Source organism: Pseudomonas benzopyrenica (genome assembly GCF_036884265.1).
Lineage (GTDB): Bacteria > Pseudomonadota > Gammaproteobacteria > Pseudomonadales > Pseudomonadaceae > Chryseomonas > Chryseomonas benzopyrenica.
The window spans coordinates 3,391,103-3,403,484 of sequence record NZ_CP145723.1; the positions used below are offsets into that span (position 1 = coordinate 3,391,103).

At 65.7% G+C, this 12,382-nt stretch carries 11 protein-coding genes; 8 read left to right on the forward strand and 3 right to left on the reverse strand.

What is annotated here, in order from left to right; translation table 11 throughout:
• The first annotated feature begins 5 nt into the window (after positions 1–5).
• The 7 genes from V6W80_RS16065 (at position 6) to V6W80_RS16095 (ending at position 7,967) form a co-directional block, all read left to right on the forward strand.
• Positions 6–884 (forward strand): dihydrodipicolinate synthase family protein, encoded by an 879-nt coding sequence (locus V6W80_RS16065; RefSeq protein WP_338544794.1) that lies wholly within the window; start codon positions 6–8, stop codon positions 882–884.
• Positions 885–1,073: 189 nt separating this feature from the next.
• Positions 1,074–2,333 carry an NAD(P)/FAD-dependent oxidoreductase gene (locus V6W80_RS16070; RefSeq protein WP_338544795.1) on the forward strand — a complete coding sequence of 420 codons (1,260 nt, stop codon included), beginning with the start codon at positions 1,074–1,076 and terminating at the stop codon, positions 2,331–2,333.
• A gap of 13 nt (positions 2,334–2,346) precedes the next feature.
• Positions 2,347–3,828: an aldehyde dehydrogenase family protein gene (locus tag V6W80_RS16075; RefSeq protein WP_338544796.1), complete on the forward strand. Its 1,482-nt coding sequence runs from the start codon at positions 2,347–2,349 to the stop codon at positions 3,826–3,828.
• 10 nt (positions 3,829–3,838) lie between these two features.
• Complete coding sequence (locus V6W80_RS16080; protein ID WP_338544797.1) at positions 3,839–4,864, forward strand: proline racemase family protein; 1,026 nt, start codon at positions 3,839–3,841, stop codon at positions 4,862–4,864.
• A 57-nt stretch (positions 4,865–4,921) separates the two neighbouring features.
• The gene (locus V6W80_RS16085) at positions 4,922–5,629 is read left to right on the forward strand and encodes a GntR family transcriptional regulator (RefSeq protein WP_064308347.1); all 708 of its coding nucleotides are present in this window, start codon (positions 4,922–4,924) and stop codon (positions 5,627–5,629) included.
• 356 nt (positions 5,630–5,985) lie between these two features.
• Entirely contained in the window at positions 5,986–6,984 is a 999-nt protein-coding gene (locus tag V6W80_RS16090) for an acyltransferase family protein (RefSeq protein WP_017642036.1), read from the forward strand.
• Between the two features lie 62 nt (positions 6,985–7,046).
• Positions 7,047–7,967, forward strand: a complete 921-nt coding sequence (locus tag V6W80_RS16095; RefSeq protein ID WP_338544798.1) for a LysR family transcriptional regulator — start codon at positions 7,047–7,049, stop codon at positions 7,965–7,967.
• Here V6W80_RS16095 and V6W80_RS16100 read toward each other — a convergent pair.
• Positions 7,964–8,692: an SDR family oxidoreductase gene (locus V6W80_RS16100; RefSeq protein ID WP_338544799.1), complete on the reverse strand. Its 729-nt coding sequence runs from the start codon at positions 8,690–8,692 to the stop codon at positions 7,964–7,966. The two genes, V6W80_RS16095 and V6W80_RS16100, sit on opposite strands and share 4 nt — an antisense overlap.
• A gap of 162 nt (positions 8,693–8,854) precedes the next feature.
• On the opposite strand from V6W80_RS16100, the gene V6W80_RS16105 reads away from it, so the two are divergent.
• Positions 8,855–9,757, forward strand: coding sequence for a LysR family transcriptional regulator (locus tag V6W80_RS16105; RefSeq protein ID WP_338544800.1), 903 nt, complete (start codon positions 8,855–8,857; stop codon positions 9,755–9,757).
• 211 nt (positions 9,758–9,968) lie between these two features.
• On the opposite strand, the gene V6W80_RS16110 is transcribed toward V6W80_RS16105, so the two are convergent.
• Positions 9,969–10,787 (reverse strand): HAD family hydrolase, encoded by an 819-nt coding sequence (locus V6W80_RS16110; RefSeq protein ID WP_338544801.1) that lies wholly within the window; start codon positions 10,785–10,787, stop codon positions 9,969–9,971.
• Positions 10,769–12,325 carry a glucose-6-phosphate dehydrogenase gene (zwf, locus tag V6W80_RS16115; protein ID WP_338544802.1) on the reverse strand — a complete coding sequence of 519 codons (1,557 nt, stop codon included), beginning with the start codon at positions 12,323–12,325 and terminating at the stop codon, positions 10,769–10,771. The genes V6W80_RS16110 and zwf overlap by 19 nt, the downstream gene beginning before the upstream one ends.
• Between the last annotated feature and the right edge of the window lie 57 nt (positions 12,326–12,382).

The following is a 12,382-nucleotide window of genomic DNA, read 5'->3' on the forward strand; positions in this document are numbered from 1 at the left end:
ATTCCATGAACATGCACGGCATCCTTCCCGCTCTCGTCACCCCCTTCGACCAGGCCGGCCACGTCGATTGCGCGACGCTCGCCTCCATCGTCGAGTATCAGCTCAAAGCCGGGGTATCCGGCTTCGTCGCCCTGGGTTCCACCGGCGAGTACTACGCCCTCGACAACCCCGAGCGACGCCTGGTGCTGCAGACGGTCAGGGAAGTGGCCGACGGCAAGGGCACCCTGATCGCCAACTGCAACGGCGCCAGCACCCGTGAGGTGATCGAGCAGATTCGCCAGGCCATCGAGTGCGGCTTCAGCAACATCCTGCTCGCCCCGCCCTTCTATGCGCTGCCGACTCAGGAAGAGCTGATCAACCATTATCAGGTCGTGCTGGATACCTTCGCCGACATCAACGTCATCCTCTACAACTACCCGATCCGCACCAACGTCGAGGTCGGCACCTCGGTACTGGCGGCCTTCCGCGACCATCCGCGTGTCATCGGCATCAAGGAAAGCTCCGGCAACCTGCTACGCGCCATCGAGGTCACCGAGACCTTCAAGGGCGGCTACCAGTTGTCCTGCGGCTCGGATGACCAGGCACTGGACTTCTTTCTGTGGGGCGCCACCAGCTGGATCTGCGGCCCGGCCAACTGCTTCCCGGATCAGATCGTCGCCTTCCACAAGGCCTTCACCGCCGGTGACATCCAGGGTGCCCAGGCGGTGATGCGCTCGCTGTTCCCGGTGATGGCGAGCATGGAACAGGGCAAATTCATCCAGAAGGTGAAATACGGCTGCGAGCTGGCTGGCTTCAATTCTGGCAATGCCCGGCTGCCGCTGCTGCCGCTGAGCGACGCCGAGAAAGCCGAATTCCGCGCCGTCTTCGAAGCCTCTCAGCGCTGACCCAGAGCCTACCCCGCTGCCATGGGGTAGGCGGAGGATTTCCATGAGCCCAAGCTTCAACGGCGCCCAAGGCCAGGTGTGGAGAACGCGAGCGGCGTCTTGCGCCCCTAGCGTGGACGACTCTGTGCCGGCCTGGCAGGGTTGGCCATCCGGTCCGCGCGTCAGGCAGTCATCCAGCGAGAGAGCACTATGAATCAGGAGTCATGCGTTCCCAGGACCGCGATCGTCGTCGGGGGCGGTATCGTCGGGGTGTGCTGCGCCCTCTGGCTGCAACGCGATGGCCTGGCGGTCACGCTGATCGATCCCGCCGCACCGGGCGACAGCACGGCCAAGTGGAGCTGCGGCCAGATGGCCGTCAGCGAGGTGGTCCCCCTTTCCAAGCCGGGCATCCTGAAGAAGATCCCCGGCTGGCTGCTGGATCAACAGGGTCCGCTGGCCCTGCGGCCCAGTGCCTTACCCGGCATCCTGCCGTGGTTCCTGCGCTTCCTGGCCTGCGCCCGGCCCACGCGCATCCAGGCGATCGCCGCGGAGCTGGCGACCCTGACCCGGGAGGTCTACCACGACTACGCCGTGCTGCTGGAGGCCTGTCCTGACAAGCGCCTGCTTGGCGAGCGCCCCATTCTCGAGGTCTTCGATACGCCCCAGGGACTGGCCCAGGAGCGCCATCATTTCGAGCTGCGCGAGCGGCTGGGCTTTCAGGTGGAAGAACTGGACGCCGCCGCCATCGCCGATCTGGAACCGTCCCTGGCCGGCCGCTTCAAGCACGGTCTGTTGTTTCCCGACTGGCGCGCGGTCAGCGACACCGAAGGCTTCATCGCCGCCCTCACCGCCAGCTTCGAGCAGGCTGGCGGACGTCGGATCCGCGAACGAGTCGCGCGCCTCGACGAACATCAGGGTCAGGCCACCGGGGTGACCCTGGCCGACGGAAGACGACTGCCGGCCGAGCGAGTGGTCATCGCCGCAGGCAATGGCTCACGGGCCTTCTTCGGCCAACTCGGACTCTCCATCCCCCTGGCGGGAATCGCCGGCTACCAGGTGGTCCTGCCAGAGCCCGAGGTCGAAATCCACCACTCCACCATCTATGCCGATGGCGGTTTCTGCTTCGCGCCCATGACGCGCGGGCTGCAGATCGGCGGCACCATCGAATTCGCCGGTGAAGGCGCTAAACCCAACTTCGCCCGGGCCGACATCATCCTGGAAAAGGCACGGCGCGTGCTGCCGCAGCTGCGTACGACCGACTTCGAATACGGCGTCGGCTATCGCCCCTTCCTGCCCGACACCAAACCGATCATCGACCGCAGCCAGCGCCTGCCCAACGTACTGCTCGCCTTCGGCCATGGCCAACTCGGCCTGACCCTGGGCGCCACCACCGGGCGACTCATCGCCGATCTCGCCAGCGGTCGTGCCACCTCCCTCGACCTCCACCCTTTCCGCGCCTCGCGCTTCTGACAGGACTTCGCCGATGGCTTCCTATGACCACCTGTACATCGACGGCCAATGGGTGCGCCCCCTGCGCGGCGGCACCTTCGAGACCTTCGACCCGGCCCTCGAGACACTCCTTGCCCAGGTCGCCGCGGCGACCGCCGAGGACATCGACCTGGCCGTGCGCGCGGCCCGCCGTGCCTTCGACGAAGGCCCCTGGCCGCGACAGAGCGGTGCCGAACGGGCGACGGTGCTGCGCCGCATCGCGGCGACGATCCGTGAGCGCCAGCAGCAACTCGCCGAACTGGAGGTGCGCGACAACGGCAAACCGCTTCCCGAAGCGCTATGGGACATCGGCGACGCGGCTGGCTGCTTCGACTTCTACGCCGACCAGGCCGAACGCCTGGACCGCGACCGCGAGCGCGCCATCACCCTGAGCGATGCGCGCTTCAGCGCCGTCGCACGCCAGGAACCCATCGGCGTGGCCGGGGCCATCATTCCCTGGAACTTTCCGCTGCTGATGGCCGCCTGGAAGGTCGCCCCGGCCCTGGCCGCCGGCTGCACCCTGGTGCTCAAGCCCTCGGAACTGACCCCGCTGACCGCCCTGGAACTGGCCGACATCTGCCACCAGGCCGGGCTGCCTGCCGGCGTGCTCAACGTGGTCACCGGCCTGGGGGCCGAAGCGGGCGCTCCGCTGGCCGAGCATCCAGACGTCGACAAGCTGGCCTTTACCGGCAGCGTGCCCACCGGCAGCCGGATCATGCAGGCCGCGGCCCGCGACATCAAAAACATCAGCCTGGAGCTGGGCGGTAAATCGCCCTTCGTCATCTTCGCCGACGCCGACCTGGAAGCAGCGGTCGAATGGATCCTGTTCGGCATCTTCTGGAACCAGGGCGAGGTCTGTTCGGCTACCTCGCGCGTCCTGGTGCAGCGAGATCTCTATGAACCGCTGCTGCAGCGTCTGGCCCAGGAAGCCCAGCGCATCACCATCGGTCCGGGGCTCGAATCCGGCGTGCTGCTGGGCCCCCTGGTGAGCCGTGGCCAGCACGAGAAGGTACTGGCCGCCATCGCCCGGGGGGAAGAGGAAGGCGCCCGCCTGGTCACCGGCGGTAGGCGTCCCACGCAGCTGCCCACCGGGTACTACGTGCAACCCACGGTCTTCGCCGATATGGCCGAGGACAGCTGGATCTGGCGCGAGGAAATCTTCGGCCCGGTGGTCTGCGTGCGGCCCTTCGACAGCGAAGCCGAGGCGGTGCGCAGCGCCAACGATTCCCGCTTCGGACTGGCCGCCGCGGTGATGTCTCGCGACCTGGACCGTTGCGAGCGGGTGGCCCGCGCACTGCGTGCCGGCATCGTCTGGATCAACTGCTCGCAGCCGACCTTTACCGAGGCGCCCTGGGGCGGCTACAAGCAGAGCGGCATCGGTCGCGAACTGGGTGAATGGGGTCTGCAGAACTACCTGGAAACCAAGCAGATCACCCGTTACGACAGCGACCAGCCCTGGGGCTGGTACATCAAATAGGACGCCCATCATGCGCTGGAAGAAGACCCTGCAGCTGGCGGAAGTCCACTGCGAAGGCGAGATCGGCAAGGTCATCACCGGGGGCGTGCTGGACGTGCCCGGGCGGACCATGCTCGACAAGATGAACCATATCAACGAGGTGGATGACAGCCTGCGGCGCCTGGTGACCTTGGAGCCGCGGGGCTGCCTGCAGATGTCGGTCAATCTGCTGCTGCCGCCGACCCGCCCGGAGGCCCAGGCGGGGTTCATCGTGCTGCAGGCGGACAAGGCCCATCCCATGTCGGGCAGCAACTGCATCTGCGTGGTCACGGCGCTGCTGGAGCTGGGTATCCTGCCGATGCAGGAGCCGCTGACCACCGTGACGCTGGATACACCGGCCGGTCTGGTGGTGGCCCAGGCCGAGTGCCGTGACGGCCGCTGCCTGAATGTCTCCCTGGACATGGTGCCGGCCTTCGTCGAGGCGCTGGATCTGCAGGTCCCTACCGCCCAGCATGGCACCCTGACGGTAGACGTGGCCTTCGGTGGGGTCTACTACGCGCTGATCGATGTCGATCAGGTCGGGCTGAGCATCGCACCGGAGCATGCCCGAGAGCTGGCCGAACTCGGCGTAGAACTAAAGCACGAGATCGGGCGGCAGGTCCGCGTTCAGCATCCCCTGCTGTCCAGCGTGAACGAAATCGCCTACGTGATGTTCCGCAAGCGCCTGGACGCCCGCACCTACCAGACCTGCACCACCCTGCCGCCAGGCCGGGTGGATCGCTCGCCCTGCGGCACCGGCAGCTCGGCGAATCTGGCCACCCTCGCCGCGCGCGGACTGGTCGCGGTAGGCGATCAGCTCACCTCACGCTCGACCATTGGCGGCGAATTCACGCTTGGCTTGCGCGGACTGACCGAAGTGGCGGGTCGGCCAGCGGTCCTGCCCAGGGTCACCGGGCGTGCCTGGCTCTATGGGCTACAGCAACTCGGCATTGATCCGGATGATCCGCTCGCCGCCGGCTTCATGCTCAGCGATACCTGGGGCGCCGGGTTCGGTTAGCGCTGCAAACGCGATGCTAGACTGGCCCTCCAACCTCCGAGCGTGAAGAACTCCTCGATGGCTCCCAAAGACGCTGATCCCACCGTTGCCGCCCGCCGTCACGGTGGGCGTTACATCTATGAAGAGCTGCGCCGGCAGATTCTCACCCTGCAGCTCAAACCAGGGATGCCCCTGGACGAAACATCGCTGGCCACCCAGTTCGGGCTGTCACGCTCGCCGGTCCGTGACGCCCTGGCGCGCCTGGCAAGCGAGGGCCTGGTCACCATCCTGCCCAATCGCACCCTGCTGGTAACGCCCTTCGAGATCGAGGAATTCCCCAACTACGTGTCCGCGCTGGATCTGTTGCAGCGCGCCGTAACCCGCCTGGCCGCCATCCGGCGGACACCGCGCGAGCTGGACCTGATCAAACAGGCGGACGCGCGCTACCTGGACGCGGTCGCCAGCGGTGACTTCCAGGCCATGTCGGAACTGAACAAGGCTTTCCACCTGGAGATCGCCCGTGCCGGCAAGAATGCCTATCTCACGGCCAGCTACGACCGATTGCTGGGCGAGGGACAGCGACTGCTGCACCTGCACTTCGACTACATCATGAACAGTGCTGGCTCCACCCAGCTCGGTCGCGACCATGATCGTATCGTCGCCGCCATCGAACACCAGGACGGCGACGAGGCCGAAGCCGCGGCCCATGAACACACCATGCTGTTCCGCCAGCGCTTTCTCAGCTTTCTCGAACAGGATCTGTTGCGCGGTATGGCAGTCGGCTGACAGTGAGCCCTGCTTGGTGTGTCTGCCAGACCCAACGTCAGCTTCGATCCATGACTGAGAAACCCCTGGCCAGAGGTCATGGGCGTGCCAACTGCATCGACAGAAACATCTTGAAAACAACAAATTTGATTAGTGATCAGTAATTTGCCTGAAACACTTTAAGCTGGCCGCCTGCCACCGTAGTCCCGTGGCGCCGAGGCCTCCTCGCCTCACCTCTTTTCCCGGCGCGTAGTCCTGCCGGGCGCGGTAGCCTGTCCGCCGTCTCTGCCGCGTACCCCACTGTCCGCTTTCGCTAACCCGTGCCCCTCCCCCGAGGCAGAGCGCGTGGTTTACCTATTCCTCAAGGAAACCTCTCCATGCTGATTCAGCTCAACTGGATCCGCGGCCTGGCGGCCGTCCTCATCGTTTTCCACCATATGACCGTGGGCAGCTACCAGACCACCGAGCACCAGCAGATCGCATTGAATCTGCTATCGCTGGAAACCACCTGCATCTTCGTCGCCCTCTCCGGTTTCTTCTTTCGCTACAACCTCGGCAAATACAGCTACCAGGTCTATCTGGGCAAGAAGCTGCAGAACGTCATCCTGCCCTACCTGCTGATCTCGATTCCTGCCGTGCTGCTCTATGTTTCCGGGCTCAAGCAGGAGCACGAGTGGATCGACATGAACGCCTTCCATGACTGGCCGCCCTTCGCCCAGACCGCCCTGCTGCTGGCCACTGGCGCCCACCTGGGCCCGCTGTGGTTCATCCCGGCACTGACGCTGATCTTCCTGCTCGCGCCGGTCCTGGAGTGGATCGTCCAGCGTGGCCTGTTGCCGGCGGCGACCATGGTCGGCCTGCTCTATTTCCTGGTGTCCGACCGCCCGGCCAATGATGCCGATCCGCTGCTGGCCGCCCTGCATTTCCTGCCGATCTACCTCTGCGGCATGCTGGCCTGCGAACAGCGCGAACGCCTGCAGCGCCCTCAGGCGCGCTACTGGCTGCTGGCGGCCCTGGTGCTGCTGAGCGGTGCGGCGGTACTCGACAGTGCCTTCTATGGCCTGCAGAAACTGGCGCTGTGCCTGTTGCTCTTCGCCGTCTTCAGCCAGCAGGTCAAGACCACGGGACGTACGGACGGCCGTCTGGCCAAGGGCATGGCCCTGCTCGGTGCCTACAGCTTCGCCATCTATTTTCTGCACGGCTATCTGGCTGGTGCCTACCGGGTGCTGGGTCGCCTGCTGGGTGAGCAGAACTTCGCCCAGTACCTGGGCACTCGCCTGTGCCTGACATTGATCACCTTGCTCTGCTGCATCGCCGCGGTCTGGCTGGTCAAGCAGGTCAGCCAGCAGCGCAGCCGGGTGTTGATCGGCGCCTGAAGCCAGTCGCTGGCGCCGTGCCAAGCGGCGCCTTATGCTGTCCCGCATTTGCGGTGGCAGCCATGAAGACGACGCGCAAGGCCCTGCTCGCCCAAGTCGGCGATTTCGAGATCCGCCTGCTGCGGCTGTTCAAGACGGTGGTGGAATGCGGCAGCTTCACCGCCGCCGAAGGTCGCCTGGGCATCACCCGCTCGGCCATCAGCCTGCACATGAACGACCTGGAAAAGCGCCTGGGCATGCGCCTCTGCCAGCGCGGTCGCGCCGGTTTCTCGCTGACCGACGAAGGCCGCGAAGTGCTCAAGGCCAGCCAGTCGCTGTTCGCCGCCCTGGAAGGCTTTCGCAGCGAGGTCAACCAGCTGCACCAGCACCTGCGTGGCGAGCTGAACCTAGGCATCATCAACAACCTGGTGACCCAGCCGCACATGCGCATCACCCATGCCCTGGCGGCGCTCAAGCGTACTGCGCCGGGGGTGGTGGTCAACATTGGCATGACCCTGCCCGGCGAGATCGAGACCGGCGTGCTCGACGGCCACCTGCACCTGGGCGTGCTGCCGCTAATCAATGCCCTGGCCGGTCTGGACTACCTGCCGCTCTACGAAGAGCGCGCGCTGCTCTATTGCAGCCGCAGTCATCCGCTGTTCGCGGTGACCGACGCGGCGCTGGACAAGAGCACCCTGGCCGCCCAGGATGCGGTAGGCCCCAACCATCTGCTCAACCAGGACGGCCACGAGCGCCATGCCGCGCTGAATTGCACGGCGCGGGCCTCGGATCGCGAAGGCGTGGCCTTTCTCATCCTCACCGGCTGCTACATCGGCTACCTGCCCGACCACGTCGCCCAGCCCTGGGTGGCCCAGGGCCAGTTGCGCGCCCTCAATCCCGAACGCTTCCACTTCGACACCACCCTGGCCGCCGTCACCCGCAAGGGTCGGCGACCGAATCTGGTGTTGGAGCGCTTTCTCGAAGCCCTGGCCGAAACGGTCTAGTTGGCGCTGCGGGTCGGGCGGACGACGATCTCGTTGACGTCCACGTCTTCCGGCTGCTCGATGGCGTAGCGCACAGCCCGGCCGATGGCGTCGGGTTGCAGAGCGATGGCGCGGTAGCCATCCATCATCGCTCGCGCCGCCGGATCGGTAATGGTCGAGGCCAGCTCGCTTTCCACCACGCCCGGATGGATGCAGGTGACCCGCAGATCGTCACGCTCCTGCCGCAGTCCTTCGGAGATCGCCCGTACCGCATGCTTGGTGGCGCAGTAGACCGCTGCCGTGGGCACCACCGACAGGGCACCGATGGAGCCCAGGTTGATGACGTGGCCAGCGCCGCGCGCGGTGAATTCCGGCAGCACCGCGGCGATGCCGTTGAGCACGCCCTTGATGTTGACGTCGACCATCTGCATCCACTCTTCGGTCTTGAGCGAGGCCAGGGGCGACAGCGGCATGATGCCGGCGTTGTTGACGATGACGTCCACCCGACCCCAGCGCTCGCGAGCCGCCTCGGCGAAGGCGGCCACGTCGGCGCTGTCGGTGACATCCAGCCGGCGGCAGGTGGCTTCGCCACCCGCGGCGTTGATCTCGGCTGCCAGGGCCTCCAACCTGTCGATACGGCGAGCGCCAAGCAGCAGCTTGCAGCCGGCCGCGCCCAGTTCACGCGCGATGCCCGCGCCTATGCCACTGGAGGCGCCGGTGATGAGTACGACCTTATCGATAGTCATGAGGTGTTCCTTTCGAATTGGGGTGGATTGCCTGGACGACCTGCTGGTCGGCTGCGTGCCCTTCCAGCACTGCGCCCTTCCAGGCTTGCCACCACCTTAGCGAAGGCTCATTGTCGTGATAATTCCCCCGCTCCTGACTGCCATGGTTAGCCAGACTCACCAATGCACACTGATCTGAATCTGCTCAAGGTCTTCGTCGTGGTGGCCACGGCCGAGAATTTCCGGGTGGCAGCTGATCGCCTGGGCGTCAGTCGCTCCGCGGTCAGCCAGGCCATCCGCCGTCTGGAAGACGAACTGGGCAGTTCGCTGGTGCAGCGCACCACCCGTAGCGTGCGCCTGACCGAGGCCGGTGAACGCTTGCAACGGCAGGTCGCAGGCCCCCTGGCCGGTCTGCTGGGCGCCCTGGAAGACGCTAGCCACGCCGGACCACCGCGGGGCCTGTTGCGGGTCGCGGTCACCTCCATCGCCGAGCGCTTTCTCGATGGCCCGCTGCTGGCCGGCTTCGTCGAGGCCTATCCGGAGGTGACCCTGGACATCACCGTTACCGACGAGGAATTCGATATCGTCGCCCGTGGTTTCGATGCCGGCGTACGGCTGGGCGAGGTGATCGAGCAGGATATGATCGCCATTCCAGTGACCGGACCGCAGCGCGAAGTGGCGGTGGCGACCCCAGGCTATTTCGCCCGTCATGGCCGACCTCGGCATCCGCGTGACCTGGCGGACCACCGCTGCATCGGCTGGCGCCCGGCACCGGAGGTGGCGCCCTGGCGCTGGGAATTCAGCGAGAACGGTCGCGCCTTCGATGTGGCGGTTGCACCCCGGATCACCACCAACGACATGCTGCTGATGGTACGCACCGCCCTGGCCGGCGGCGGCATCACCTTTGGCATGGAGGACACCTTCAGGCCCTATCTGGACCGTGGCGAACTGGAGCGGGTGCTGGAAGATTACCTGCCGCCCTTTCCCGGCTTCTATCTCTACTATCCGAATCGCCACAACCTGGCGCCCAAGCTGCGGGCGCTGGTGGAGCATGTGCGGGGGTATCGGGAGGAGAACGAGGGATAGCGCGGGGTTTGGGCGGCCCTCACCCCGGCCCTTTCCCAAGGAGAGAGGAGGCGCACAGGCGGGCCCTGTAGCAAGGAGGTAAATGGCGCAGCCTTTTCCACATGGTCGAGGGTGAGCCTTGTTGGGCTTCGCGGCGCTCAACCCAACCTACGTGTCGGTAGTCCTGTAGGTTGGGTTGAGCGCAGCGAAGCCCAACATCACCAACCAGCCATCAGCTCCCCAGGATCCACCGATCGATGGCCTGGGCCAGGCCGTCTTCCTGATTGCTGGCGGTGACCCGGTCGGCCGCTTCCCGCACTCCTGCGCCGGCCTGGCCCATGGCGATGGCCAGGCCCGCCTGGCGGAACATGGGCACGTCGTTGCTGCCATCGCCAATGGCCGCAGTGCGCGCCACGGGCACGCCCGCGGCTTGGGCCAGCTCGATGAGGGCATCGCCCTTGTTGGCCTTGGGGTGGGTGATGTCGAGGTAATAGAGCTGGGAGCGCAATACCGTGGCGCCCTCCCCCAGCCGCTCACCCAGTTCGCCCTCCAGGGCTTCCAGGCCGGCGTGATCGCTACCGGCCGCGACGATCTTGTCGACGCGATCCAAGTAGGGTTCGAAGGAGTCCACGACGGTGGGGCCATAGCCCAGTGCCCGGGTCTCGCGGAGGACGTAGGGCCCCTCCCCGTCGCGGGTCAGCCAGAGGTCGTCGGCGAACAGCCAGACTTCGAAGGCCTCGCGCTCAAGGCGCTCCAGCACCTCGCGGGTAACCTGCTCCGCCAACCGATGGGCGCGGATCAGGGTGCCATCCGCTTCCACCAGATTGCCGCCATTGAACCCGGCCACCGCCTGGTCGATGCCCAGCTGCCGCACCAGCGGCAGCAGCGCCCGCGGAGGGCGGCTGCTGACCAGGGTGATGGCTTTACCAGACGCCTGGAGCCGCTTGACGGCAGCGATCACCGCCTCGCTCAGGCTCTTGTCGTCACGCACCAGGGTGCCATCGATATCCGACACCAGCAGGTCGATGGGGATCAGGTCAGGGGATGCCATGAGCGGCCGTCCTTTTGCAGAAGTTCGTCGGCACCGGCGGGACCGGCGCTGCCCGCGGCATAGCTTTCCACCTCACCGCCCTGCTGCCAGGCGTCGAGGAACGGCTGCACGGCGCGCCAACCGTTCTCGATGTTGTCGGCGCGCTGGAACAGCGTCTGGTCACCGATCAGGGAATCGTAGATCAGAGTTTCGTAGCCGGTGGACGGCTGCATCTCGAAGAAGTCGGTATAGGCGAAGCCCATGCGGATGTTTTCCAGCTCCACCAGGGGCCCCGGGCGCTTGGCATGGAAATCGAACCACATGCCTTCATCGGGCTGGATCTGGATGATCAGGTAGTTGGGCTTCATCCGGTCAATCTTGGTATCGCGGAATTGCGCATAGGGCGCGTGCTTGAAGCAGATGGCGATCTCGGTGTCGCGCGCGGTCAGGCGTTTGCCGGTACGTAGGTAGAAGGGCACCCCGGCCCAACGCCAGTTATCGACGAACAGCTTGAGCGCCACATAGGTCTCGGTCTGGCTTTGCGGATCGACCCGCTCTTCCTCGCGATAGCCTTTCACCGGCTTGTCATTCATGGTCCCGGCGGCGTACTGACCGCGCACCGAATTGACCAGGGCCTCTTCGGTGGTCTGGGGCCGGATGGCACCCACCACCTTGGCCTTCTCATCGCGCACCGAGGTGGCGTTGAAGGACGCCGGCGGCTCCATGGCGACCATGGCCAGCAGCTGGAACAGATGATTGGGCACCATGTCCCTCAGGGTGCCAGTCTTCTCGTAGAAATCGCCACGCGACTCCACGCCCACGGTTTCCGCTGCGGTGATCTGCACATGGTCGATGTAGTGGTTGTTCCAGAACGATTCGAACAGGGCGTTGGAGAAACGGCTGACCAGGATGTTCTGCACCGTCTCCTTGCCCAGGTAGTGGTCGATCCGATAGATCTGCTTTTCTTCCATGTTCGCCAGCAGGCGCTGGTTGAGCGCCTGGGCGCTGGCCAAGTCGGCGCCAAAGGGCTTTTCCACCACCAGTCGGCGGTAGGCGTCTTCGCGTTCTTCCAGCAGCCCGGCCTTGCCCAGGCGCTCGGCCACATCGCCAAAGAAGCGCGCGGCGGTGGCCAGGTAGAAGACGGCGTTGTCGGTGTCGGCCTGGGCAATGCGCTCGCCTACCGCCTGGTAGGTGGCGTCTTCGAGGAAATCGCCCTGCAGATAGCGGATGCGCCCACGCAGCTGGCCCCAGAGATCGGCATCCAGCGCCTCGTCCCGGGACTTGCCCTTGGCTTCGGCCTGGTCGCGGATGAAGGCTTCCAGCCGGTCGGCAAAACCTTCGTCGGTGTTGGGATTGTGATCGACGCCGATGATCTGGGTGCGGTCGTCGAGCAGACCGTCACGCAGCAGGTTGTACAGCGAGGGGATCAGCAGTCGCTTGACCAGATCGCCATTGGCGCCGAACAGAAAGAGCGTGGCTGGCGGTGCGGTGGGTGCCTTGGTGCAGGAGCGGCGCGCCTGGGCGGCGGTGCTGGGTTTGACGGCAGGAGAATCGGTCATGACGGGGCCTTATCCACGAGGGCGGCTGGTGCCGTCCCCCGGGACGCGGCCCGTGGC

Coding starts and splice junctions, on each gene's coding strand:
- V6W80_RS16070 (WP_338544795.1), top strand. CDS start 1,074: ATGAATCAGGAGTCATGCGTTCCCAGGACCGCGATCGTCGTCGGGGGC.
- V6W80_RS16065 (WP_338544794.1), top strand. CDS start 6: ATGAACATGCACGGCATCCTTCCCGCTCTCGTCACCCCCTTCGACCAG.
- V6W80_RS16090 (WP_017642036.1), top strand. CDS start 5,986: ATGCTGATTCAGCTCAACTGGATCCGCGGCCTGGCGGCCGTCCTCATC.
- V6W80_RS16080 (WP_338544797.1), top strand. CDS start 3,839: ATGCGCTGGAAGAAGACCCTGCAGCTGGCGGAAGTCCACTGCGAAGGC.
- V6W80_RS16100 (WP_338544799.1), bottom strand. CDS start 8,692: ATGACTATCGATAAGGTCGTACTCATCACCGGCGCCTCCAGTGGCATA.
- V6W80_RS16110 (WP_338544801.1), bottom strand. CDS start 10,787: ATGGCATCCCCTGACCTGATCCCCATCGACCTGCTGGTGTCGGATATC.
- V6W80_RS16105 (WP_338544800.1), top strand. CDS start 8,855: ATGCACACTGATCTGAATCTGCTCAAGGTCTTCGTCGTGGTGGCCACG.
- V6W80_RS16095 (WP_338544798.1), top strand. CDS start 7,047: ATGAAGACGACGCGCAAGGCCCTGCTCGCCCAAGTCGGCGATTTCGAG.
- zwf (WP_338544802.1), bottom strand. CDS start 12,325: ATGACCGATTCTCCTGCCGTCAAACCCAGCACCGCCGCCCAGGCGCGC.
- V6W80_RS16075 (WP_338544796.1), top strand. CDS start 2,347: ATGGCTTCCTATGACCACCTGTACATCGACGGCCAATGGGTGCGCCCC.
- V6W80_RS16085 (WP_064308347.1), top strand. CDS start 4,922: ATGGCTCCCAAAGACGCTGATCCCACCGTTGCCGCCCGCCGTCACGGT.